Source organism: Sphingomonas astaxanthinifaciens DSM 22298 (assembly GCF_000711715.1).
Classification (GTDB): domain Bacteria; phylum Pseudomonadota; class Alphaproteobacteria; order Sphingomonadales; family Sphingomonadaceae; genus Sphingomicrobium; species Sphingomicrobium astaxanthinifaciens_A.
This window is the reverse complement of sequence record NZ_JONN01000002.1, coordinates 335995-358871: the sequence shown is the minus strand read 5'-3', so window position 1 is coordinate 358871 and position 22877 is coordinate 335995. Positions and strand designations below refer to the sequence as shown.

The following is a 22877-nucleotide window of genomic DNA, read 5'->3' as shown; positions in this document are numbered from 1 at the left end:
CGCGGCCTGCTACGCGCGGGCCATGCGCTTCGAAGGCACCCATGATTATGTCGCGACCGACGACCTCAAGGTCGCGGTCAATGCCGCGGTCACGCTGCGGCGGCCCCTGCTCGTCAAGGGCGAGCCCGGCACGGGCAAAACCGTGCTCGCCCACGAGATCGCCCGGGCGCTCGGCGCGCCGCTGATCGAGTGGCACGTCAAGTCGACCACGCGGGCGATCCAGGGCCTCTACGAATATGATGCGGTGGCCAGGCTGCGCGATGGCCAGCTCGGCGATCCGCGGGTACACGACATTTCGAACTACATCCGCAAGGGCAAGCTGTGGGAGGCGTTCACGTCCCCGAAGCTCCCCGTCCTGCTGATCGACGAGATCGACAAGGCCGACATCGAATTCCCAAACGACCTCCTTCAGGAGCTCGATCGGATGGAATTCCATGTCTACGAGACCGGCGAGACGGTGAAGGCGGCCGAACGCCCGGTGGTGGTGATCACCTCGAACAACGAGAAGGAACTGCCCGACGCCTTCCTGCGCCGCTGCTTCTTCCACTACATCAGCTTCCCCGACCGCGAGACGATGGAGCGGATCGTCGAGGTCCATTTCCCCGGCATCCAGAAGATCCTCGTCGGCCGCGCGCTCGACCTCTTCTACGAGGTGCGCGAGGTGCCCGGGATCAAGAAGAAGCCCTCGACCAGCGAACTTCTGGATTGGCTCAAGCTCATCCTCCACGAGGACATGCCGCTCGAAGTCCTCCAGAACCGCGATCCCACCAAGGCGATCCCGCCCCTACACGGGGCGCTGCTCAAGAACGAGCAGGACGTGATGCTGTTCGAACGGCTGGCGTTCATGGCGCGAAGAAAGGGGTAGTCTCCCGTCTCGCCAAGTGGGCCCCTACTCCTCGCGGTAGGCCAGTTCGAAATTGCCCCAGCGGCGGCCGTTGATGAAGAGCGGCACGAAGACGTTCTTGACCGGGTAGGTCTTGTCGCCGAGCTCCATCCGGTAGGTCATCAGCATCGCGGCCTTGTCGCTGTCGATCGCGGCGCGGGTCTGTTCGTCCATGAAGATACGGCGGTTGCGGCAGTGGGCGTCGTTCCAGACAGGATCGGGCCCCGGGGCCTGGCAGCGCTCGGACAAATGGGTCGGCAGGAAGCCGTCGACGTTGGTGATCGCCGAGCCCAGGATCCGCGCGTCCTTCATCTTGAAGCGGTCGAGGATCGGACGGATGTGCTCGTCGGCATAGTCGCAGAAGCGATTGTCGTACTGTACCGGGTTGCGGCCGGGGATCGGCACGTAGGTCCGGTCGAAGACGTCATCCATCGAGATCTCGCCCTTGGTGATCCCGCGCTCGGTCGCCTCGGCGATGGCGCGCATGGCGTCCTGGGCGAGGATGATCATCGGCGTGTCGTCGATCTCGGCACCGCTGTTGGCGAGCGTGTCGAGCATGGTCGCCGAGAGCATCTCGAGCTTGGCGAGGCGCTGCTGGGCGACCCCGAGGGCCCCGCCATTCTCGCGCGCGTCCTCGGCGAAATCGGTGAGGCTGGCCTTCACCCGGTCGACGCTCGACTGGATGAGGCTGGTCGAATGGGCGATGCCCTCGGTCTGGCGGTCGACCATGCCGACGATCTCGCTCACCTCGCGGACGGTCTCGCTGATCTGGCCGAAGCCGCGCTGGGCGGCGCGGCTGCGCTCGACGCCCGTCTTGATCTCGGTGGTGACGGCGCCCGCCTCGCGGGTCAGCTCGCTGATGGTGAGGCCGATCTGGCTGGTCGCCGAGCGGGTGTCGTGGGCGAGCTTCTTCACCTCGGCCGCGACCACGGCAAAGCTGCGCCCGGCGTCGCCCGCGCGGGCGGCCTCGATGGTGGCGTTTAACGCAAGCATGTTGGTCTTGCGGGCGATCGCCTCGATGGTCGAGGAGACGCTCTGCACCTGGTTCATCGCCGCGGCGAAGCCGGCCATCCGCTCGCCCAGCTGGACGACCAGTTCGGTCAGGCCCTTGAAGCCGGCGATGGTCTGCTCGATCGCCTCGCGGCCCGCGTCGAGCTTGGCCTTCGCCTGCTCGGACAGGAGCCGCGCCTCGTCGGTCGAATCGCTGACCCGCGCCTGGTCGGCGAGGAGGCGGGTGGTGACTTCCTCGAGCCCGTCGAGCGCCTTCAGGTGCCCGCCGATGCGCTGCGAGACGTCCGCGACATAGCCGGCGACGTCGGAGCATTCGATCGACAGCGACCCGCAGCTGCGGGCGACGGTGCGGATCGCATCCTCGGTGACTTGTTCCAACCCGGCAGTCGCCATGAACTTCCTCGGCAAAGCTTGTTACGTCCGATTGCGATGTAACGGCGAGCTCCTACCGATCGGTTAACCACCACGCGAAAGGGGCGCCGGCCTTGCGACCGACGCCCCTTCCGTAGGGTCCGAGTGGATGCGGCTCAGGCGGCCGTCTGGAGATAGAGCAGCCACATGCTGGCGATGCCCGCGCGCTGGCCCTTGACCGACTGGAGCGCGGCGGTGGCGCCGGCCTTGTCGCCGCTGCGGGCGAGCGCGATGCCGAGCCGCAGGTTGGCGATGTCCGCCGCGGCCCCGCCCTTGGCGGCTTCGCTGCGATAGGCGGCCGCCGCCTTGGCGAAGTCACCACGGCCGAGATAGACGTCGCCGTTGGGTGCGCTCTTGTCCGAGGCGTCGCGCTGGGTCGCGGTCGCCAGCATTTCCTTCCAGAGCGGCTTGGTCTTGTCGAGCTTGCCCGCGGCGAAGGCCTCGGTCAGCACCGCCTTGGCCTCGCCCGGCAGGCCCTTGGTCAGGAGCCCGTCGACGTACGGATAGTAATCGCCCTCGCCGACGAGGCTGTTGGTCACCCGCTGGAGACGGAACAGGTCGAGCTTGTCGGTCGCCTGATAGTTGCCGAGCTGCTCCTGCAGCTTGATCGCGGCGCGCCAGTTGTCGGTGCTCGGCGCGGCCTTGAGCTGGGCGATGGCGAGGTCCTTCGCTACCGGCAGCTTGTTGTTGTAGGCGATGGCGAAGGCGCGCTTGGAGACGTTCGGATCGACGGTCTTGCCGGTGGCCTGGCCGACCGCCATCGCCTTTTGCAGCGCGGCGACCGCCTCGGGATAGCGCTTCTGCTTGTTGAAGATCTCGCCCGCGATGATGTGCGCGTCGGGATTGTTGGGGTCCTGCGCGAGGCTCTGCCCGATATAGGTCGAGGCCTTGTCGAGCGCGCCGGTGTTGTAGGCGAGGCGCGAGGCGTTGAAGGTGAGGTTGGCAAGGTCGCCGCCGGTCGGCACGCCGCTCGCGATCATGCCCTCGATCGCCGCCAGGGTCGCCGCTTCGTTATTGGCGGTGAGATAGGGCTTCAGCTGGAGCTGGTAGGCGAAATATCTGTCGGTCGGGGTCTTGGCGACCGCAAGCGCGGCCTGCGACAGCGCCGGGAGGTCCGCGACGCGATTCTCGTTCGCCGCCTTCTGCAGCGCGAGCAGCGCGGGCTGGGCTTCCTTCGACGGAACGAGCTTGGGCGCCGCCGCCGGGGCGGCCTGCTTCTGGGCGGCCAGCGCCGGGACCGGCGCGGCAGCGGTGAACAGGAAGGCAGCCATCAGCGCCTTGGCCTTGAACGACATTCGGATCTCCTCCGTTAGAAATGCTGACCGGCCCTTTAGACCGCTCGAACGATGCTCGCCAGCGCTTAGCCCATCCGATCGTGAACCTCATTTGAACCGCCTGTTTTCAGACAGTTAGCGGACGGTATGGACGGCAGGGCCAGGGCTTTGCTAGCCGCCGCGGCGTGATCATCCTCCTCTCCCCCGCCAAGACCCTCGATTTTGACTCGCCCGCCCCGGAGTCGCCGACCCCGCCCCGCTTCGCCCGCGAGGCGGCGAGCATCGCGCGCGCCGCGGCCCGGCTGAGCGCGGACGAACTGGCGGGGCTGATGCACATCTCGGACAAGCTCGCCGAGTTGAACCAGCGCCGCTTCAAGACCTTCCGCAAGGCGGAGGAGCGGCCCGCGATCCGGGCCTTCGCGGGCGACGTCTATTGCGGCTTCGACGTGAAGAGCGCCGATGTCGACACGATCGACTTCGCGCAGGACCACCTGCGGATCCTGTCGGGGCTGTACGGTGTGCTTCGGCCGCTCGACGCGATCCGCCCCTATCGCCTCGAAATGGGGACTCGCTGGAGCCCGAGCGGGGGCCGGCTGGTCGAGCATTGGGGCCGCAAGGTCGGCAAGGCCGTGCTGGACGACCTCAAGCAGGATGGGTCGGGTGTGCTGGTGAACCTCGCCTCCAACGAATATTTCGAGGTGGTGAAGCCCTTCCTGCCCAAGAAAGGCCTGACGCTGGTCAGCCCCGACTTCCGGGTCCGCACCGCCAAGGGCCTGCAGTTCCAGAGCTTCACCGCCAAGGTCGCGCGCGGGACCATGGCGCGATGGCTGTGCGAGGAGCGGATCGACGACCTCGCCGCCCTCCCCCGCTTCGATGCCGATCGCTGGGCCTATGACGCCGAGGGAAGCACGCCGGGCAAGCCGTTGTTCGTGAAGGGCTAGTTCGCCTGCAAAAGCAGGGGGCCATTGCCTTTGCCCGTCCAGGAAAGACCGGGCTCCTGCTCGCGCGGGAGAGCAAGGGGCAGGAACCGCAATAATCCCTCGCGCGTACGCGCGCGCGCTGCTAGGCCTCGTAGCACAAGCATAACCAATAACCTCAGGACATCTCTTGGCCACTGAAGCCCCGGCGGACACACCGCCCCCGAGCGACTCGATTCAGCCCATCTCCATCGTCGAGGAGATGAAGACCAGCTACCTCGATTACGCGATGAGCGTGATCGTCAGCCGCGCGCTGCCCGACGTGCGCGACGGGCTGAAGCCGGTGCACCGCCGGATCCTCTATTCGGCGAGCGAGAACGGCTTCTTCTACAATCGCCCCTACCGCAAGTCGGCCCGCATCGTCGGTGACGTCATCGGTAAATATCACCCGCACGGCGACACGGCGATCTACGACGCGCTGGCGCGCATGACGCAAGACTGGTCGATGCGGCTGCCGCTGATCGACGGCCAGGGCAATTTCGGCTCGATGGATCCCGATCCCCCGGCCGCCATGCGTTACACCGAGGCGCGGCTGGCCAAGGCCGCGGGCTTCCTGCTCGATGACCTCGACAAGGACACGGTCAACTTCCAGCCGAATTATGACGCGTCCGAGCGCGAGCCGCAGGTCCTGCCGGCGCGCTTCCCGAACCTGCTGGTCAACGGCGGCGGCGGAATCGCGGTCGGCATGGCGACCAACATCCCGCCGCACAACCTCGGCGAAGTGATCAGCGCCTGCCGCGCCTACATGGACGATCCGGCGATCACCTCCGAACAGTTGATGGAGCATGTGAAGGGCCCGGACTTCCCGACCGGCGCCACCATCCTCGGCACCGCGGGCATCCGCTCGGCCTATACCACCGGGCGCGGCTCGATCGTCGTGCGCTCGAAGTACAAGATTGAGGAAGGGCGCGGCGACCGCAAGTCGATCGTGCTGACCGAAATCCCCTTCCAGCAGGGCAAGAATGCGCTGGTCGAGAAGATCGCCGAAGCGGCGAAGGAAAAGCGGATCGAGGGCGTCTCGGACATCCGTGACGAATCCAACCGCGAGGGCGTGCGCGTCGTCATCGACCTGAAGCGCGACGCGACCCCCGAGGTCGTGCTCAACCAATTGTGGCGGCATACCCCGGCACAGGGGTCCTTCCCGGCCAACATGCTGGCGATCCGCTCGGGCCGGCCCGAGACGCTGACCCTCCGCGACTTCATCGAGGCCTTCATCAGCTTCCGCGAGGAAGTGATCACCCGCCGCTCGAAGTTCGAGCTGATGAAGGCGCGCGATCGGGCCCATATCCTGCTCGGCCTGGTGGTCGCGGTGACCAACCTCGACGAGGTCGTACGGATCATCCGCGGCTCGGCCTCCCCTGCCGCGGCGCGCGAGGCGCTGCTCGAGCGCAAGTGGCCCGGCGACGAGATCCGTCCCTACATCCGGCTGGTCGAAGCCGTCGAGGCGCAGGAAGTGGGCGCCGACTACCAGCTCAGCGAAGTCCAGGTGAAGGCTATCCTCGACCTTCGCCTCCACCGCCTGACCGCGCTCGGCCGCGACGAGATCGGCAACGAGCTCGAGGGGCTGGCCGCGACCATCACCGAATTGCTCGAGATCCTCGGCAACCGCGCGCGCCTCTACGAGGTGATGCGCGAGGAGCTCGACGCGGTCGAGGCCGAGTTCGCCACCCCGCGCCGGACCGAGCTCGCCGCCGCCGCCGACGGGATCGACGACGAGGATCTGATCGAACGCGAGGACATGGTCGTGACCGTGACCATGACCGGCTACATCAAGCGCACCGCGCTGTCGGTGTTCCGCGAGCAGAAGCGTGGCGGCAAGGGCCGCTCGGGCATGGGCACCAAGGACGAGGATGCGGTCACCAACCTGTTCGTGACCTCGACCCATAATCCGGTGCTGTTCTTCTCCAACCTCGGCCGGGTCTACCGGATGAAGGTCTGGCGGCTTCCCGAGGGCGGGCCGACCGCCAAGGGCCGGCCGATGATCAACCTCCTGCCGCTCGCGGCGGGCGAGGTCATCACCACCGTCCTCCCGCTGCCCGAGGACGAGGAGCAGTGGAACGCGCTCCACCTGATGTTCGCCACCGCCCATGGCGCGGTCCGCCGCAACAGCATGGACGCGTTCAAGAACATCCCGACCGCGGGCAAGATCGCGATGAAGTTCGGGATCGCCGAGGAAGGCGAAGGCGAGGAAGAGGATGTCTCCGACCGGCTGGTCGGGGTCGCGCTCTGCACCGAGGAGGACGATGTCCTGCTCGCGACCCGCAACGGCAAGGCGATCCGCTTCATGGCGACCGCGATCCGCGAGTTCCAGTCGCGCTCCTCGACCGGTGTCCGCGGCGTCCGCCTGCTCGGCGACGACGAGGTCATCTCGATGTCGATCCTGCGCCGTGCCGGCACCACGCAGGAGGAGCGCGAGGCCTATCTGCGCAGTCCGAAGTGGCGCGACAATGACGGGGCGGAAGGGATCGAGCCCGACCGCTACGCCTTCATCGCCGAGAACGAGCAGTTCATCCTCACCGTCACCGAGAACGGATTTGGCAAGCGCACCAGCGCCTATGAATATCGCCGCACCAATCGCGGCGGCCAGGGTATCACCAACATCGACACCAGCGAGCGCAATGGCGGCGTGGTGGCGAGCTTCCCGGTCCGCCAGGGCGAGCAGATCATGCTCGCGACCGACCAGGGCAAGATGATCCGCACCACCGTGGGCTCGATCCGGATCGCCGGGCGCAACACGCAGGGCGTGATGATCTTCCGCGTCGACAAGAGCGAGCATGTCGTCTCGGTCGCCAAGATCGACGAGGAAGACGAGGTTGCGGTCGAGACTCTGAACGACGGCGAGGTCGCGATCGACGATGGCGCCAACACCGGCGAGCAGGAGCTCGACAAGCCGGTCGATCCGGGCGTCAGCGAGGAATAAGGGCGCGGGCGGGGCGCAACCCTCCCCCGCCCCGCTTGTTCTCTTCCTGTCACAAGGAGGAGTGAAGAATGCCCATTCCCAATCGCGCGCTGGTGCTGGTGGTCGACGGCCGCAAGATGCTGTTCTTCCGCAACGAGGGCGACGCGAACCAGATCGATCTGCGCACCGAGGCGCATGAGGAGCGCGACGACGCCGCGCATGACGGCGACCTCAAGACCGATGCGCCGGGCACCTCGCACGGCAGCGTCGGAAGCGCCCGCTCGAGCATGGAAGAGACCGACTTCAAGCAGCAGGAGGAAGACGCCTGGGTGAAGGAAGCGGCCGAGAAGCTACGGCTGCGCGCGCTGCGCGGCGACTTCGACCACCTCTGCATCGTCGCCCCGCCCAAGGCGCTCGGCGTGCTCCGCAAGGCGCTTCACAAGGAAGTCGAGAAGCGCATCGTCTGCACCATCAACAAGGAGATGAGCGGGCGGCCGATCCCCGAGATCGAGAAGCTGGTCGAGAACGAGACCAAGGCGGCCGAACCCGCGGACGTGTGATCGTTCGTCGTCCCGGCGAAGGCCGGGACCTCAGGAGGTTCGCGTCAATCACCCGAGGTCCCGGCTTTCGCGGGGACGACGTTTCAAGTTACGAAAACAGGTGCTCGACATCGGCGTCGGGGAGGACTTCGCGGATGAGCAGGCTTCGGTGGCAGCCGGCGGGTTCGCGCTCGTAGCAGAGCAGCGCCGAGGGCTTCTCCTCGACAAGGCCCTTCAGTTCCTCGGCCTGGACCATCGCCTCGGGCAGCGCGAGCTGGCCGGCGTAGATCTCCTCGAGCTCGGCGACCCGGCCCTTGCGCGCGGCTTCGCGTCCGGCGGCGGGGGTGCCGAGCGCCTTCAGGTGGACGTAGCCGATCCCCTCCTCCGCGAGCGCGTTGCGGAGCGGGGTCTTGGAGAAGCCCGGACGCCGTGACAGCGGAAGCGCGCGAATGTCGATCACGCGAGTGACCCCGGCGCGCTTCAGGGCGGCGAGGAAATCGCCTTGCGTGGTCGCTTCATAGCCGATGGTGAAGAGTTTCATGCCTTCGAGATAGGCGGCGGCCAGGGGCCCACAAGGTCAGGCGGCCTCGCTCGTCTCCCCGCTTCCCGAATCGACCGAGCGGTTCCGGCCCTCGCGCTTGGCGAGGTAGAGGTTGGTGTCGGCTTCGGCCAGCGCCTGCTCGAGCGAGTGTTCGCTGTCGACATGCGCAAGCCCGATGCTGACCGTGGCGCGGGGCACGTCGGGCAGGTCGATCGCCTCTACCGCGCGGCGGATCCGCTCGGCGCAGCGCCACGCCTCGGCGCGGGTGGTGGCATAGAAGAGGATCCCGAACTCCTCGCCCCCGAGCCGACCGAAGAGGTCCGAGCTGCGCAGCTCGCGCCCGATGCAATTGCCGATCGCCTGAAGCACCTTGTCGCCGACCGGATGGCCGTGCGCGTCGTTGATCTGCTTGAAATGGTCGACGTCGAGCACCGCGACGGTGGCCGAACGGTTCATCGGGCGAAGCTGGCTGAGCGCGCGGACCGCGGCGTCGGTGAACGCCCGGCGCGACAGGGCGCCGGTCAGGAAGTCCTGGTGCGCGAGGGTCTTCAGCTCCATCTGGTCGACCACCACCTTGGCGAAGCGCTGGAGCAGCTCGACATCCCCGGGGGTGAAGTCGTGGCGGCGGCGGTGGATCGCGCACAGGGCACCGACATTGTAGCCGTCGGGGGTCGTCAGCGGGGCGCCCGCATAGGCGCGGATATGCGGCTCGCCGGTCACCAGCGGGCTGTCGGCGAAGCGCTCGTCCTGCTCGGCGTCGGGAACCACCATCGGGCCGGGACTGCGGATCGTATGGTCGCAGAAGGCCACCTCGCGCGCGGTATGCGTGAGGTCGAGGCCCTGGATCGACTTGAAGCGCTGCTCGTCGCTGTCGATCAGCGATACCGCGCAGATCGGCACGCCGAGGAGGTCCTGGACGAGCGACGTGATGGTGTCGAAATTGGGCTCGTTGACGCTGTCGAGCGCGCAATAGCGATGGAGTGCGAGGAGTCGCCCCGCTTCGTCGTTCGTGACCGGCTCTTTCATGCCGGTGCTTGTAAACGCGTCCTCTCTGGACGGGCTTACCAATCAGTCCGGAGCGGACCTTTCCTAGACCGGCCCGATCAGGGGGAAACTGGGAATGGCGATCTCGAACCCGGTGCCGTCCTCGTCGACCATCCGGTAGCTGCCCTGCATCCGTCCGGTCGGGGTCGGCAGCGGGCAGCCCGACACATAATCGTAGCTGGCCGAGGGGGCGATCAGCGGCATCTCGCCGACCACGCCTTCGCCGCGCACCTCGTGAATCGCGCCGCGCCCGTCGGTGATGGTCCAGGAGCGCGCGAGCAGCTGGACGCTTCGGGTCCCGCGGTTCTCGATCCGGATATGGTAGGACCAGAACCAGCGGCCGTTGGACGGGGCCGATTGCTCGGGCAGGAAGCTGACCGCGACGCGGACCACCATGTCGCCGGTCACCGCCTCGTGCGGGAAGAGGGTGGCGAGCATGCCGGGGGTCATGGAGTCACGCTACCAGCCCGTGGGCGCGGCGCAAGCGGGCGGTGAGCCGTTCACGCGCGTCCCACGCCGGTTCACCGGGACGCTGGAGGAGGTCGCGGCGCACCCGCCGCCCGGTGAGGTCGAGCCCGGCGAGCCAGTCCCCCGCCGCCCGTTCGACCAGCGCGGGCTCGAGCCCGAAGCCGAGCTCGGCAAGGAGCAGAAGCTCGTAGGCGAGCAAGGCCGGCCCCCAGCCGCGGGCCGCCGGGGCCGCGGCGATGGCGTCGAGCAGGCCGTCCAGCCCCTGGTAGAGCGATGGGTAGGGCTGGCGCTCGGGCAGGACCTCGGCGGTGACGGTGGTCGCCCACAGGATCCCCGCGGCGGGCAAGGGCTCGGTCATCAGCGGCGCGCGGCTGTGGGTGAGCTCGACCTCGGCTTGGGGCAATTGCGCGTCGGTCCGCGCCGACAGGCGCGCCTCGACCGCATTGCCCGCGACCAGCACCGGTCGCATCCGCCGCCCGCGCGCGCCGCGGACGTAAGCGGCGACGAGGCCGAGTTCGGGTGTCAGGAACCGCGCCACCGCGCCCGTCTCGCCATGGAGGCGAAGCGACAGCACGATGGCGGGGGTGGTCTGGCGCACCCCTACCCGCCCGGGTGGAAATAATCGTAGACCTGCCGGGCGGTGGCCTTGCTGATCCCCGGCGCGCGCTCAAGATCCTCGAGCGCCGCCCCCTTGACCGCGCGGGCGGTGCCGAAGTGCATCAGCAAGGCGCGCTTGCGGGTCGGGCCGATGCCGGGGACCTCGTCGAGGGTCGAGGTGGTCAGGCTCTTGGCCCGCTTGGCCCGGTGGGTGCCGATGGCGAAGCGATGCGCCTCGTCGCGCAGGCGCTGGAGGTAGAAGAGCAAGGGCGCATTGACCGGGAAGGTCAGTTCGCGGCCGTTGGGCAGGTGGAACACCTCGCGCCCCTCGCGGCCGTGGTGGGGGCCCTTGGCGACGCCGACCACCGGCACGTCATTGACCCCGGCATCCTCCATGATCTCGAGCACGGCATTGAGTTGCCCGCGCCCGCCGTCGATCAGGATGAGGTCGGGCCATTCGCCGCTGGAGCGGTCGGGATCGTCCTTCTCGAGCCGCTGGAAGCGCCGTTCGAGGACCTCCTTCATCATCGCGAAATCGTCGTCGGTGGCCGCCTTCTTGATGTTGAACTTGCGATAGCTGTTCTTGCGGAAGCCCTCGGGCCCGGCGACGATCATCGCGCCGGTCGCGGCGGTGCCCATGATGTGGCTGTTGTCATAGACCTCGATGCGCTTGGGAGGCTCGGGAAGTTCGAAGGCGTCGGCGAGCTCGCGCAGCAACTTCGTCTGCGTGGTGCTCTCGGCATGGCGGCGGTCGAGCGCCTCGATCGCATTGCGGCTGGCCTGGTCGACCAGCTTCTTGCGGTCGCCGCGCTGGGGCCGCTCGATCAGCACCTTGCGGCCCGCCTTCTCGCTTAGCGCCTCGGCGAGGAGCTCGGCCTCGGCCACCTCGCGGTCGACGAGGATGCGCTTTGGCGGCGGCATGTCCTCGTAGAACTGGATGAGGAAGCTCGACAGCACTTCCTCTTCCGGGACGTCGGCGGTGTGGCTGGGGAAGAAGGCGCGGTGCCCCCAGTTCTGGCCGCCTCGGATGAAGAAGGCCTGGATGCACATCGATCCGCCCTTGGCGGCGAGCGCGAAGATGTCGGCATCGCCCAAGCCTTCGGCGTGGACGGTCTGCGAACCCTGGATGTAGGTCAGCGCCCGCAGCCGGTCGCGGAAGATGGCGGCGAGCTCGAAGTCCATGCGCTCGGCCGCCTCGGCCATTTGCTTCGAGAGGCGCGCCTGGACCCCGGTCGACTTGCCCGCGAGGAAGTTCTGCGCATCCTCGACCAGTTCAGCATAGGCGGCTTCGTCGATCCGGCCCACGCACGGCCCCGAGCAGCGGCGGATCTGGTAAAGCAGGCAGGGACGCGAGCGATTGGCGAAGAAGCTGTCGCTGCACGAGCGGAGCAGGAACAGCTTCTGGAGCGCGTTCAGGGTCCGGGTGACCGAGCCCGCGCTGGCGAAGGGCCCGAAATATTGTCCCTTGGCCCGGCGCGCGCCGCGATGCTTCTGGACGCGGGGAAAGGCATGGTCCTCGCGCAGCAGGATGAAGGGGAAGCTTTTGTCGTCGCGCAGCAGCACGTTGTAGGGCGGGCGGAAGCGCTTGATGAGCTGCGCTTCCAGCAGCAACGCCTCGGCCTCGGTGCGGGTGGTGACCACGGTCATCGAGCGGGTCTGCGCGACCATCCGCTGCAGCCGTTTCGAGAGCCGCGCGACCTGCGTGTAGTTGGTCACGCGATTCTTGAGCGCGCGTGCCTTGCCGACATAGAGAACGTCGCCGCGCGCATCGAGCATCCGGTAGACGCCGGGGCGGACCGGCAGGGTGCGCACCACGTTGCGGATCGCGGCCACGCCCTTCTCGAGGTCGGGCGCCTCCCCGCCCCCCTGGACGGTGGTGGTCGCGGCCTCCTCGTTGAAGCGCTCGCTCGCGCGCGGATGTTCCGGTCGGTCGGCCGGGGTTCGGTTCATGGAGGCGATGTAGGGGCAAGGAGCCCGGCACGGAAGCGGGCCCCACACGCAAAAAAGGGCGGCGCCGGCTGGCACCGCCCTCCCTTTGCTTCGCTGCGACCGCTTAGAAGCGGAAGTTGAAGCCCGAGCGGTAGGTGCGACCCACCAGACCCGGGATGTGCCACGACGCCAGATAGTTGGGCTGGGTCGTGTAGAGCGTGTTCGCATAGAGCGGCGCACGCGTGTTGGTGACGTTGCCGACGAAGACGAAGAAGCTGAAGTCCTTGGTCACGTCGAGCGTCGCGTTGAGATCCGCATAGACGAAGGACTTGATGCGGCAGAAGCTGTTGCCGCCATTCGCGTCCTTGTAGATCGTCGCCGCGCAGCTCGTGTCGAGATTGCCCTGGTCGGTGGCAACCCCCTTCATCGCACCGACGAAATAGGTCGTCGCGGTGAGCGAGAAGCGACCGACATCGAGGGTGTTCTGCCAGTTGCCGCGCCACTTGGGCGTGCCACCGCCCGACGACAGGTCGGCCGGGCCGACGGTGCCGGTGAAGCGCTGGACGTCGCCATTGTCGAGGTGGCGATCATATTTGATCGTTTCCTGGACATCGAGGCGGCTGCGCAGCTTGATCGCGTCGGTGATCGGGACATTGGCCGCCGCGGTGAACTGCAGGCCTTCGACGATGTCGTAGTTGGCGTTCACGTAGGGCGCGTTCAGCACCAGCAGGCGCGGAAGGGCGTTGAGCGCGAAAGGATCGGCCGCGTCGATGACGTTGCACGAATAGCCCGCACCCACTGCGGCAACCAGGGCGCAACCTGCCGCCGCGGCGTCCGCCGCCGAGGCGAAGGTCTGGCCCGCGACCGAATAGTAAGCGTCGATCGCCTTGCCCGCGAGCGGGCCGGTCACGATCAGGTTCGACTTCTTCACGTGGAAATAGTCGGCCGTGAACTGCAGCCAGCGGGTCGGTTCGAACACGCCGCCGAGGGTGATGCTCTTGGCGGTTTCCGGCTCGATATTCGGATTGCCGACGTAACCGCGGCCGACCGAGTAATTGGCGTAATAGCCGGCATTGTTGATGTGCGCCGCCTTGAACGCCGGCGAGGCCGTCCCCGGATTGTAGCCGACGAAGCCCGAGAAGGAGCTGCGCGGATCGTTCTCGGCGAAGGTCGGTGCCCGGAAGCCTTCCGAATAGGAGCCGCGGAGCGCGATCTGCCGGATCGGCTGGAACTTGAAGCTGGCCTTGGGCGAGAAGTGGCTGAAGCCTTCCGAATAATCGTCGTAACGACCCGAGGCGGTCAGCTCGAGCGTGTCGAGCACCGGTGCGCTGATCTCGAAATAGCCGGCCCAGACGTCGCGGTTACCGAACGCCTGCGCGGTCGAGAGGCCGGGCACGTCGAGGTTCGGATTGGCGCTGCGGTTGTTGAGCTTCTCCTTGCGATACTGGCCGCCGACCGCGACCTGGAGCGGACCGCCCGGAAGCTCGAACAAGGAATGACGGACCGAGCCGTCGACCGTGAACTCGGTCGAATCCGACAGCGAGGTGATCGCCGGCAGCACCGAGTCGCGAACCGCCTGCGAGTTCAGCTCGGGGTTCACGAAGTTGTACGACCCCGTGTTGATCGCCTTCACCAGCCCGTTGAGATTGGCGAAGCCGGTCTGTTTGAGGTCGAGGTTGTCGCGCGAATAGCCGACGTCGACGCGCCAGTCCCAGTTCTGGGCGATGGTGCCGCGAAGCCCGCTGGTCAGGCGATACAGCTCGTTCTTGCGGACCGAGCCCGCCTTCACGTCGCCGAACAGATAGTAGATGCGCGCCGCGCCATTGGCGGGGTCGTTGGCATAAGCCGCCGCATAAGGGTTGTTCGGGTTGAGCTGGCGGTCGGCCGCCGTGGCGCAGTTTACGCCCGACGAGCAGATGTAGACCGGAAGCACGATGCCCGGGTTGGACGTCGAGGTCGTCGGTGAACCACCGAAGGCCTGCGTCTGGCGGATGCCGCGCGGGGGAAGCGTGATGTCGACCCGGTTGTGCGAGTAGCTGCCCTCGACATAGCCCTCGATCGAATCGCCGAGACGGACGCTGAAGCGGGCGACGCCGGCATAGCGCTCCTGCGGCGGCAGGATCTCGACATATTCACGGGTGAGGTCGTGGGCGCAGGCCGTGCCGACACGCGACGAGGTATTCTCCGAGAAGGTCCCGAAGCGGCACTGGTCGAGCGGGGTCAGCGAGGTGAAGATCGCCGGCGAGGTCGCATTGGCGACCGAGCCCGCGAGCGGGTTGTTGAGATCGGTCTGGGTGACCCGGGTGACCACCGCATTGGGGGTCGGCGTGGTCAGCGTGTCGTCGGCGCGATTGTTGTCGCGGCCGCCGATCGCGCGCAGGTCGAGGGTGTTGAACGGGAAGCCGCGCGAATTTGCGGTGATCTTGCCGTTCTTCTCATATTCGCCGCCGACGTAGAGGTTCCAGCCGCGATTGCCGTAGTCGCCGATGCCCCCGAGCAGCTTGACGCGATACTTCTCGCCGTCGCCCTTCTGGCTGAGGCCGCCTTCCGCGCCGCCCTCGATGCCGCGGAACTGCTTGCGGGTGATGATGTTGACCACGCCGCCGATCGCGTCCGCGCCGTAGAGCGACGAGGCACCGTCCTTGAGGACTTCGATCCGCTCGACATTGACCTGCGGGATGCTGGTCAGGTCGGCATAGCTGTTGTGGCCGTCGTCGCTCAGCGGATAATTGGCCGAGCGCAGGCCGTTGACCAGCAACAGGGTCGAAGAGACACCGAGGTTGCGCAGCGACACGGCCGAACCGCCGGCCGAGAAGCCGCTGGTGAAGCCGACGCCGATCGAGCCGGCGCCGTCGGCGGCCGCCTGGCGGACCGCGTCAGCGGTGTTGGTGATGCCCGCCTTGACGAGCGAGTCGCTGGTGATGACCGTCACCGGAAGCGCGGTCTGCGCATTCTCGCGGCGAAACAGCGAGCCGGTGACAACGATATCGTTGGCGCTGTCGTCCTCGGCGGTGGTCGGCGCATCGACTTCCGGGGCCGGCGCGGTGGTGGCGGCAGGCTCCTGCGCCGGCGTGGTGGCCTGGCTGTCCTGCGCGAAGGCGGGCGTTGCAAGCGCTGCAAAAGCCGCGGTGCCCGTCAGCAACCGCGCGATAATAAGACGTTGAGACAAACTGCTTCCCCTATCTGCACCGGGGGGACAGGACCGAGACTACAATGTGAATTAATGCCCCCGGGCAACAACCTGTTTGTGGGCAGGGAGGCTTGCCGGGTAAAGCGTCCCTTGGTCGAAAGACCCCGATGTTGCACTTTGGTGACAATGTGGACGGCGATCGGCGAATTTCCGCCACGGGTGGCGGCACAGGCCGGGCGCAACCTTCGCTTTCCCCCGCGGTTCGTCGAACCTATGATCTTTGAAATGACCAACGTCGTCCTGCCATGAGTGTCGCCTTTCGTCGCGAATCGGATGACGAGCATCTCGAACCGACCTTCGAGCTGCCGATCCCGCCGGGACCCAATCTGGTCACGCCCCGGGGTCTGGCCCTGATCGAGGCCAAAGCCGCCGAGATCGAAGCGCAACTGGCCGAGGAGCTGACCGAGGAAGCGCGCAAGAAGCTGCTTCGCGAAGCGCGCTACTGGCGCAGTCGCGCGGCAAGCGCCCAGCTCGCGCCCACCCCCGACGGCGAGGACGTGGCGGTCGGCACCCGCGTCACCTTCCTCCGCGACGGCAAGGAGCAGGTCATCACCATCGTCGGTCATGACGAGAGCGAGCCCGCCACGGGCCGCGTCGGCTTCACCGCGCCGCTGGTCCGCGCGATGCTCGGCGCGGTCGAGGGGGACGAGGTCGAGGGCCCCGGCGGGCCGGTCACGATCGAGCGGATCGAGGTCGCCTGAAGTCCCCGCACCGAACCGGTCAGGGCGTTAACCATTGCTTTAGCGGTTTTCCGCTATTTTTCATGCGTGTTGATGCGCTCCGCCTCCATGGATGCCACCAGCCAGCGGACGAGCATCGCCGCCGGGCTGGAATGGCTTGCGCTCATCATGAGCCTGACGGTCGGCACCTCGATCGCGGCGATCATCATGGGCAATCGCGTCGGCATCCCGGTGCTGTCGGTCTATTGGGAATATGTCGCGGCCGTATACCGGCTGGCGCCGCTGATCCTGGTGGCGCTGGCGATCGGGGTCGCCGCCTCGGTCGCGCTGCGCCGCGAAGCCCGGCCGATCGCGGCGATCGCGACCATGGCCCGCGCCCGCTTCCACAGCCGCGAGGAGCTGGCGGCGACGGTCGGCCCCGTGCTGCTGATGCCCCTGCTGCTCGGCGCCTTCGGAGCGCTCAAGCAATTGCTTCCGATCTACCGTCCCTTCGAGTGGGACGACACCTTCGCGGGTTTTGCGCGCTACATCTTCTTCGGCCGCCGCGGCTGGGAGGTGACCCACGGCCTCTTCTCCTCGCCCGAAGCGACCCTCGTGCTCGACCGGATCTACACCGCCTGGGTGCCGATGCTGTTCGCGGCGGTGCTGCTCTATGCCCTCTTCGCGCCGGCGGCGCTGCGCGCGCGCTTCTTCCTCAGCCTGACCTTGGGCTTCGTGCTCATCGGGGTAGTCAGCGCCTTCTTCTTCTCCTCCGCCGGCCCCTGTTACGCGCGGCTGATCGGGACCGCCTCGGCGCCGGCCTATGACGGGCTGATGGCGCGGCTCCACGCGATCGACGCGGCGGGGTATCACCTCCAGGCGCTCGAGTGGCAGAAGCAATTGTGGATCGCGCACGAACAGCGCGAATATGGTTTCGCCATGGGCATTTCGGCGATGCCCTCGATGCACAATGCGGTGAGCTTTCTCTATGTCCTGACCGCCTGGCGCGCGCGCCCGCTGGTGCGGATCGCGGCCTGGTCCTTCGCGCTGCTCATCCTGATCGGCTCGGTCCACCTCGGCTGGCATTACATCGCCGACGGGCTGGTCGCCTGGGCGATGATGGGGACGATCTGGATCGCGTCGTCCTGGGCCCTCAGGGTCTGGCGCCCCCTCCCCGCGCCCATCCGGCGCGAGACTGCCGTGCAGCCCGCCTGATCAGGCGGCGGCGCGGGCCTGTTCGGGCTCGCCGAGGAGCCACTCGACCGCAATGGCCGCGTGGATCTCGGTGGTGTCGTAGACCGGCAGCACGTTGGCGCGGGTGTCGACCGCGAGCACCAGCTCGGTGCAGGCGAGCACCACCGCCTCGACCCTCTTCTTGCCGAGCTCGGTGATGAGGGTCTTGAGCTTGCGCTGGCTCTCGCGGACCACGCGGCCGGCGGCGAGTTCCTCGTAGATGATCCGGTCGACCTCGGTGATCCAGGCGTCCTCGATCGGGGCGAGGCGGATCCCGCGCTTCTCGAAGGCCGAGCGGACATGGGGCTCGGTCATGGTCGTGCGGGTGCCGAGCACCGCGACCGAGCCGCGAGCGTCGGCGGCGACCCGCTCGGCCGCGGCATCGCCGATGTGGAGGACGGGGACGGCGACCGCGGCCGCGACCGCGTCATAATGCTTGTGCATGGTGTTGGAGGTGAGGATCAGCCCCTCGGCCCCCGCGCCAACCAGCCGCGTCACGGTGTCGAGAATGACCGCTTCGCCCCCGGCCCAATCGCCCTTGCGGTGAAAGGCGGCATAATCGTCCTCGCAGTCGAGGCTCTCGATCAGCAGGCGCGCGCTGTGCAGCCCGCCGAGGCGCCGCGCGACGCCCTTGTTGATATGCTCGTAATAGAGCGCGGTCGAATTCCAGCTCGCCCCACCGACCATTCCGAGCTTGCGCACTTCTGTCCGTCCCCTGCCCCGCCGCGTTCCGGTGCGGCGCCAAATAGTTAACGGGAGCGTTGTCGCTCAAGGCGGGATTTCGGACAAGCGCATGAACGTCAAATGTTGGCGCGATTAACGCGGCAAAGGCGAGCTGTTGCGAAGCGGCGACAGGGCGTTGCGGGAGCGTATCTACCCCAGCGCCTTGACGATCTCCTCGACCATCTTCTTGGCGTCGGCGAGGAGCATCATCGTGTTGTCGCGGTAGAAGAGTTCGTTGTCGACGCCGGCATAGCCCGCCCCGCCCATCGAGCGCTTGATGAAGAGCACGGTGCGCGCCTTTTCGACGTCGAGCACGGGCATGCCGTAGATGGGCGAGCTCTTGTCGGTCTTGGCCGCGGGGTTGGTGACGTCGTTGGCGCCGATCACGAAGGCGACGTCGGTCTGCGCGAACTCGCTGTTGATGTCCTCGAGCTCGAACACCTCGTCATAGGGCACGTTCGCTTCCGCAAGCAGGACGTTCATGTGCCCGGGCATGCGGCCGGCGACGGGGTGGATCGCGTATTTGACCTTCACCCCCTCCTTCTTGAGCATGTCGGCCATCTCGCGCAGCACGTGCTGGGCCTGCGCCACCGCCATGCCGTAGCCGGGAACGATGATGACCTGGTCGGCCTGTTTCATGAGGAAGGCGGCGTCCTCGGCCGAGCCGCGCTTGTACGGCCGGTCGATGACTTCGCCCGCGGGGCCGCCCGCGACCGCGCCGAAGCCGCCGGCGATGACGCTGAGGAAGGAGCGGTTCATCGCCCGGCACATGATGTAGCTGAGGATCGCGCCCGAACTTCCGACCAGCGCGCCGGTGATGATCATCGCGCTATTGTGGAGCGTGAAGCCCATCGCCGCCGCGGCCCATCCCGAATAGCTGTTCAGCATCGAGACCACGACCGGCATGTCGGCGCCGCCGATCGGGATGATCAGCAGGAAGCCGATGGCGAAGGACAGTGCCATCACGGTCCAGAAGATCCAGGGCGACTGGTCCTGCGTGAAATAGCCGATCAGGATCAGGATGGCGGCGAGCGTGCCGAGGTTGAGGAAATGGCGGCCGGGCAGCAGGATCGGCGCCCCGCTCATGTTTCCATTGAGCTTGAGGAACGCGATCACGCTCCCCGAGAAGGTGATCGCGCCGATCGCGACGCCGAGGCCCATTTCGAGGCGGCTCACCGGCAGGATGTTGACCACCGGCGCGGAAGCGATGGGCGAAATGATTGCGGCGATGCCGAACGCTTCGGGATTGAGGAAGGCGGCAGCGCCGACCAGCACCGCAGCGAGGCCGACCAGGCTGTGGAAGGCCGCGACCAGCTGCGGCATGTCGGTCATCTTGATGCGGCGCGCGGTGACGATGCCGATCACGGCGCCGATGGCGATGGCGGCGAGGATTTCGAGTAGCGCTATCTGGTCGAGCACGAGATAGCGCGTCTCGTCCGCGGGCCCGCCGAAAAAATTGCCGACCCCGAAAGCGACGAGCAAGGTCGTCACCACCGCGATTCCCATGCCGATCATGCCGAGGCGGTTGCCGCGTTGGCTGGTGGCGGGGCTCGACAGGCCGCGAAGCGCGAGGATGAAGCAGACGCCGGCGACGAGATAGGCGAGCAGCACCCAGGCGGGCTGAGCATGGGCTTCGACGGTGGGTGCCGCGGGGAAGGTCGCGGCGAGGATATAGTCGGTGTGCACCCCCGCCATCACTTGTCCTTCTTCTTGTACATGGCGAGCATCCGGCTGGTCACCGCGAAGCCGCCGAAGATGTTGATGCTGGCGAGCACCACGGCGAGGAGGCCGAGCCACTTGGAGGAGGCGCTTCCGGCCGCCGCGGCGGCGATCAGCGCGCCGACGATGATCACGCTGGAGATGGCGTTGGTTACCGCCATCAGCGGCGTATGCAGCGCCGGGGTCACCGACCAGACCACGTAATAGCCGACGAAGCAGGCCATGACGAAGATCGACAGGATGGAAATGAAGTCCACGCGCCCTCCCCTGTTGTGACGCCCTGCATGGCATGGCGGCCGGGCAAGGGCTAGCGGCAAAGCGGGCGGGTCCGCAACGGACCTTCTTGCCGTTCACCCCCGATCGGTTTCCAATTTCCTAACCTTTGTCGGGCAATGAACTCTGCATGCGCTCGGGAACCGACAAGCAGGGCGACGAACGACGGAGGCCGCACCGGCTGCTTCTGTGGTCGCTGGTGGCTGCCCTGGTGTTCTGGGGCCTGCAGGTCGGCCAACCGCTCGAGGATGCGCTGCGTACCGCGCGCAATGCCAGCCACCCGAGCAAGGCAAGCGGCAAGATCGTCTTCGTCGGAATCGACGACAAGAGCCTGCAAAAGATCGGTAGCTGGCCTTGGCCGCGCTCGACGCAGGCCAAACTCATTGACCGCGCGACGGCCGCCGGCGCGAAGAGCATTCACCTCGATCTCATCTACGATAGCCCTTCGCGTCCCGATGAGGATCGCGCACTTTCCTCGGCGATTGGACGGTCAGGCCGGGTCGTCCTGGCCGATCGGCAGGCGGTCGGTTCTGACAAGGCGCTCAAAACGCAGCTAACGCGCCCGCTACCGATCTTTGCCGATCATGCCTCCACCGCGAGTGCCACTACCTTATACGATTATTACAACGCAGTGCGTTCGAACCATGTCAGCGTAGAGGTGGAAGGTCAGCGGATGTCGACCTTCGCCGGCAGCCTCGCGCATCGAGCAAAGAACGACACGCGCTCCTTCTGGATCGACTATTCGATTCAGCCCGCTTCGGTCCCCTATGTGAGCGCAGCCGATCTGCTGAGCGGAAGAACTGCGCGCAGCGCCGTCGAGGGCAAGGACCTGATCATCGGCCTCAACGCCGACCAACTGGGCGATCAGTTCTGGCTTCCTGGCTATGGCAGGGCCGCCGGAGCCTATGTCCATGTGCTGGGCGCCGAAACACTGCTGCGCGGCACCCCGAGGGCTTTGGGAGGTCTTCCGGCCATCGTCCTGGCAGCGTTGCTCGCCTGGTTTGCAACGTCGCGCCGCGACCGCTGGTCCTTATTTAGCCTCGCTGGGGGCGTCGCAGTGCTTCTGTTTGCCCCCCTGTTCCTGGAACAGGCCTATGTTTCGATCGACATCGTGCCCGCGCTGGCCATGCTGCTGATCGTCGGTTGGCGGCTGGCGCTGATGCGCTGGAAGGAGCGCAGCCAGGTCAATGAGCTGACCGGCCTGCCAACCTTCGCCACGCTGCGAAGCAATCGCCTGATCGACCAGCCGCTTGTGCTGGCCAAGATCCACAATCACGCCGAGATCAGCAGCGCACTTCCCGAGGCCGAGCAGAAGGAAGCCTATCGCCAGATCGTCGCGCGGCTGTCGACCGGACACCAGGACACCATCTATCAGGGCGACGACGGCACCTTTGCCTGGACGGTCCCGACCACCGCTCCGATCGGCAATCACCTGGAGGCGCTGCATTCGCTGTTCCGCTCGCCGGTGCAGGTCGCAGGGCGCCAGATCGACATCGCGCTGAGCTTCGGCGCCGAACTCGGCTCGACCCGCTCGCTCGGCAACCGGATCGGCAGCGCCGTCCTTGCTGCCGACGAGGCCTGGATCGAGGGCCTTCGCTGGAAGCTCCACGACCCGGCGCGTCAGGAGGAAGTGAACTGGCGCGTGTCGCTGCTCGGCGAGCTCGACCAGGCGATCGACCAGGGCGAGGTGTGGCTGGCCTATCAGCCGCAATATGACATCCAGCGCGGCCGGATCGTCGGCGCTGAGGCGCTCGCCCGCTGGACCCACCCGCACAAGGGTCCGATCAGCCCGGCGGAATTCGTCGCCGCCGCCGAGAACAACGGCCGCATCGCCAAGCTCACCGATTTCGTCCTCGACCGCGCGATCGGCTCGGCCGCCGCGATCAACAAGCGCGGAGTGTCGTTCCAGGTCGCGGTCAACCTGTCGGCCCGCCTGCTGTCCGACCGCGAATTGCTGAGCCGGATCCGGGCGATGCTCGACACCCACGGCCTTGCGCCCGACAAGCTGACGCTCGAGCTGACCGAAACCGCGACGCTCCAGGATGCCGAAAGCGGGCTGGCGACGCTCGACGAACTCCGCCGCCTCGGGATCCGGGTCGCGATCGACGATTATGGCACGGGCCTGTCGACCCTCGATTACCTGAAGAAGATCCCCGCCAACGAGATCAAGATCGACCAGAGCTTCGTCAAATCGATGCGGGTCAACCGGTCGGACCTGATCATGGTCCAGTCGACCATCGCGCTCGCCCATTCGCTCGGCCGCACTGTGGTCGCCGAGGGGGTCGAGGACAAGCAGTGCCTCGACGAACTGACCCGCATGGGCTGCGACCTCGCCCAGGGCTTCGCGATCGGCCGCCCGATGGGCGTTCGCGAGCTGATCCAGCGCCTTCAGGTCCGCTCGGCCCGCCGGGTCGCCTGATCCCCGGGGGCCAGCCCCTTCCACCATCACCGTTTCTTAAACTGCCGCAAGTCCGGAGCGCGTTCTTCTGTCCTGCGCAGAAATATGC

Annotated in this window: 18 protein-coding genes; 7 read left to right on the top strand and 11 right to left on the bottom strand. The window is 67.0% G+C overall.

The features are described from left to right. The first annotated feature begins 22 nt into the window (after nt 1-22). Complete coding sequence (locus BS69_RS0112780) at nt 23-865, top strand: AAA family ATPase (protein WP_029942345.1); 843 nt, start codon at nt 23-25, stop codon at nt 863-865. A 24-nt stretch (nt 866-889) separates the two neighbouring features. On the opposite strand, the gene BS69_RS0112775 is transcribed toward BS69_RS0112780, so the two are convergent. Beyond that, the gene (locus BS69_RS0112775) at nt 890-2287 is read right to left on the bottom strand and encodes a methyl-accepting chemotaxis protein (protein WP_029942344.1); all 1398 of its coding nucleotides are present in this window, start codon (nt 2285-2287) and stop codon (nt 890-892) included. A gap of 134 nt (nt 2288-2421) precedes the next feature. Continuing rightward, nucleotides 2422-3600, bottom strand: a complete 1179-nt coding sequence (locus tag BS69_RS13855; protein ID WP_029942343.1) for a tetratricopeptide repeat protein — start codon at nt 3598-3600, stop codon at nt 2422-2424. A gap of 164 nt (nt 3601-3764) precedes the next feature. On the opposite strand from BS69_RS13855, the gene BS69_RS0112765 reads away from it, so the two are divergent. The 3 genes from BS69_RS0112765 to BS69_RS0112755 all read left to right on the top strand — a co-directional run bounded on the left by BS69_RS0112765 (nt 3765) and on the right by BS69_RS0112755 (nt 8015). Then, a complete protein-coding gene (locus BS69_RS0112765) occupies nt 3765-4520 on the top strand; it encodes a YaaA family protein (RefSeq protein ID WP_029942342.1) in 756 nt (251 codons plus the stop codon). 238 nt (nt 4521-4758) lie between these two features. Further along, a complete protein-coding gene (gyrA, locus tag BS69_RS0112760) occupies nt 4759-7476 on the top strand; it encodes a DNA gyrase subunit A (protein WP_156957041.1) in 2718 nt (905 codons plus the stop codon). A gap of 68 nt (nt 7477-7544) precedes the next feature. Next, the gene (locus tag BS69_RS0112755) at nt 7545-8015 is read left to right on the top strand and encodes a host attachment family protein (RefSeq protein WP_029942340.1); all 471 of its coding nucleotides are present in this window, start codon (nt 7545-7547) and stop codon (nt 8013-8015) included. An 88-nt stretch (nt 8016-8103) separates the two neighbouring features. On the opposite strand, the gene BS69_RS0112750 is transcribed toward BS69_RS0112755, so the two are convergent. The 6 genes from BS69_RS0112750 to BS69_RS0112725 form a co-directional block, all read right to left on the bottom strand. Next, nucleotides 8104-8535, bottom strand: a complete 432-nt coding sequence (locus BS69_RS0112750) for a DUF488 domain-containing protein (RefSeq protein ID WP_029942339.1) — start codon at nt 8533-8535, stop codon at nt 8104-8106. Nucleotides 8536-8571: 36 nt separating this feature from the next. Beyond that, on the bottom strand, nt 8572-9561 hold the full coding sequence (locus BS69_RS0112745) for a sensor domain-containing diguanylate cyclase (RefSeq protein WP_037504874.1): 990 nt from the start codon (nt 9559-9561) through the stop codon (nt 8572-8574). Between the two features lie 63 nt (nt 9562-9624). Continuing rightward, nucleotides 9625-10029, bottom strand: coding sequence for a Co2+/Mg2+ efflux protein ApaG (gene apaG / locus BS69_RS0112740; RefSeq protein WP_029942337.1), 405 nt, complete (start codon nt 10027-10029; stop codon nt 9625-9627). A gap of 4 nt (nt 10030-10033) precedes the next feature. Next, nucleotides 10034-10645 carry a DNA repair protein RecO gene (gene recO, locus BS69_RS0112735; RefSeq protein ID WP_029942336.1) on the bottom strand — a complete coding sequence of 204 codons (612 nt, stop codon included), beginning with the start codon at nt 10643-10645 and terminating at the stop codon, nt 10034-10036. A gap of 2 nt (nt 10646-10647) precedes the next feature. Further along, complete coding sequence (uvrC, locus tag BS69_RS0112730) at nt 10648-12594, bottom strand: excinuclease ABC subunit UvrC (protein WP_029942335.1); 1947 nt, start codon at nt 12592-12594, stop codon at nt 10648-10650. Between the two features lie 103 nt (nt 12595-12697). After that, nucleotides 12698-15742 carry a TonB-dependent receptor plug domain-containing protein gene (locus BS69_RS0112725; protein ID WP_029942334.1) on the bottom strand — a complete coding sequence of 1015 codons (3045 nt, stop codon included), beginning with the start codon at nt 15740-15742 and terminating at the stop codon, nt 12698-12700. Nucleotides 15743-16008: 266 nt separating this feature from the next. Here BS69_RS0112725 and BS69_RS0112715 point away from each other — a divergent pair, with 266 nt between their 5' ends. Then, a complete protein-coding gene (locus BS69_RS0112715; protein WP_029942333.1) occupies nt 16009-16464 on the top strand; it encodes a GreA/GreB family elongation factor in 456 nt (151 codons plus the stop codon). A gap of 72 nt (nt 16465-16536) precedes the next feature. Beyond that, nucleotides 16537-17637, top strand: a complete 1101-nt coding sequence (locus BS69_RS0112710) for a phosphatase PAP2 family protein (protein WP_084184660.1) — start codon at nt 16537-16539, stop codon at nt 17635-17637. Here BS69_RS0112710 and BS69_RS0112705 read toward each other — a convergent pair whose 3' ends face one another. From BS69_RS0112705 to BS69_RS0112695, 3 genes are all read right to left on the bottom strand, one after another. Further along, nucleotides 17638-18357, bottom strand: coding sequence for an aspartate/glutamate racemase family protein (locus BS69_RS0112705; RefSeq protein ID WP_029942331.1), 720 nt, complete (start codon nt 18355-18357; stop codon nt 17638-17640). Between the two features lie 171 nt (nt 18358-18528). Further along, nucleotides 18529-20073 carry an NAD(P)(+) transhydrogenase (Re/Si-specific) subunit beta gene (locus tag BS69_RS0112700; RefSeq protein WP_084184658.1) on the bottom strand — a complete coding sequence of 515 codons (1545 nt, stop codon included), beginning with the start codon at nt 20071-20073 and terminating at the stop codon, nt 18529-18531. After that, entirely contained in the window at nt 20073-20354 is a 282-nt protein-coding gene (locus BS69_RS0112695; protein ID WP_029942329.1) for an NAD(P) transhydrogenase subunit alpha part 2, read from the bottom strand. The genes BS69_RS0112700 and BS69_RS0112695 overlap by 1 nt, the downstream gene beginning before the upstream one ends. A 146-nt stretch (nt 20355-20500) precedes the next feature. Between BS69_RS0112695 and BS69_RS13850 the strand changes: the two genes are divergently transcribed. After that, nucleotides 20501-22789 (top strand): EAL domain-containing protein, encoded by a 2289-nt coding sequence (locus BS69_RS13850; protein ID WP_051676822.1) that lies wholly within the window; start codon nt 20501-20503, stop codon nt 22787-22789. The last annotated feature ends 88 nt before the right edge of the window (nt 22790-22877 follow it).

Coding starts and splice junctions, on each gene's coding strand:
- BS69_RS0112780 (WP_029942345.1), top strand. CDS start 23: ATGCGCTTCGAAGGCACCCATGATTATGTCGCGACCGACGACCTCAAG.
- BS69_RS0112775 (WP_029942344.1), bottom strand. CDS start 2,287: ATGGCGACTGCCGGGTTGGAACAAGTCACCGAGGATGCGATCCGCACC.
- BS69_RS13855 (WP_029942343.1), bottom strand. CDS start 3,600: ATGTCGTTCAAGGCCAAGGCGCTGATGGCTGCCTTCCTGTTCACCGCT.
- gyrA (WP_156957041.1), top strand. CDS start 4,759: ATGAAGACCAGCTACCTCGATTACGCGATGAGCGTGATCGTCAGCCGC.
- BS69_RS0112755 (WP_029942340.1), top strand. CDS start 7,545: ATGCCCATTCCCAATCGCGCGCTGGTGCTGGTGGTCGACGGCCGCAAG.
- BS69_RS0112750 (WP_029942339.1), bottom strand. CDS start 8,535: ATGAAACTCTTCACCATCGGCTATGAAGCGACCACGCAAGGCGATTTC.
- BS69_RS0112745 (WP_037504874.1), bottom strand. CDS start 9,561: ATGAAAGAGCCGGTCACGAACGACGAAGCGGGGCGACTCCTCGCACTC.
- apaG (WP_029942337.1), bottom strand. CDS start 10,029: ATGACCCCCGGCATGCTCGCCACCCTCTTCCCGCACGAGGCGGTGACC.
- uvrC (WP_029942335.1), bottom strand. CDS start 12,594: ATGAACCGAACCCCGGCCGACCGACCGGAACATCCGCGCGCGAGCGAG.
- BS69_RS0112715 (WP_029942333.1), top strand. CDS start 16,009: ATGAGTGTCGCCTTTCGTCGCGAATCGGATGACGAGCATCTCGAACCG.
- BS69_RS0112710 (WP_084184660.1), top strand. CDS start 16,537: ATGCGCTCCGCCTCCATGGATGCCACCAGCCAGCGGACGAGCATCGCC.
- BS69_RS0112700 (WP_084184658.1), bottom strand. CDS start 20,073: ATGGCGGGGGTGCACACCGACTATATCCTCGCCGCGACCTTCCCCGCG.
- BS69_RS13850 (WP_051676822.1), top strand. CDS start 20,501: ATGCGCTCGGGAACCGACAAGCAGGGCGACGAACGACGGAGGCCGCAC.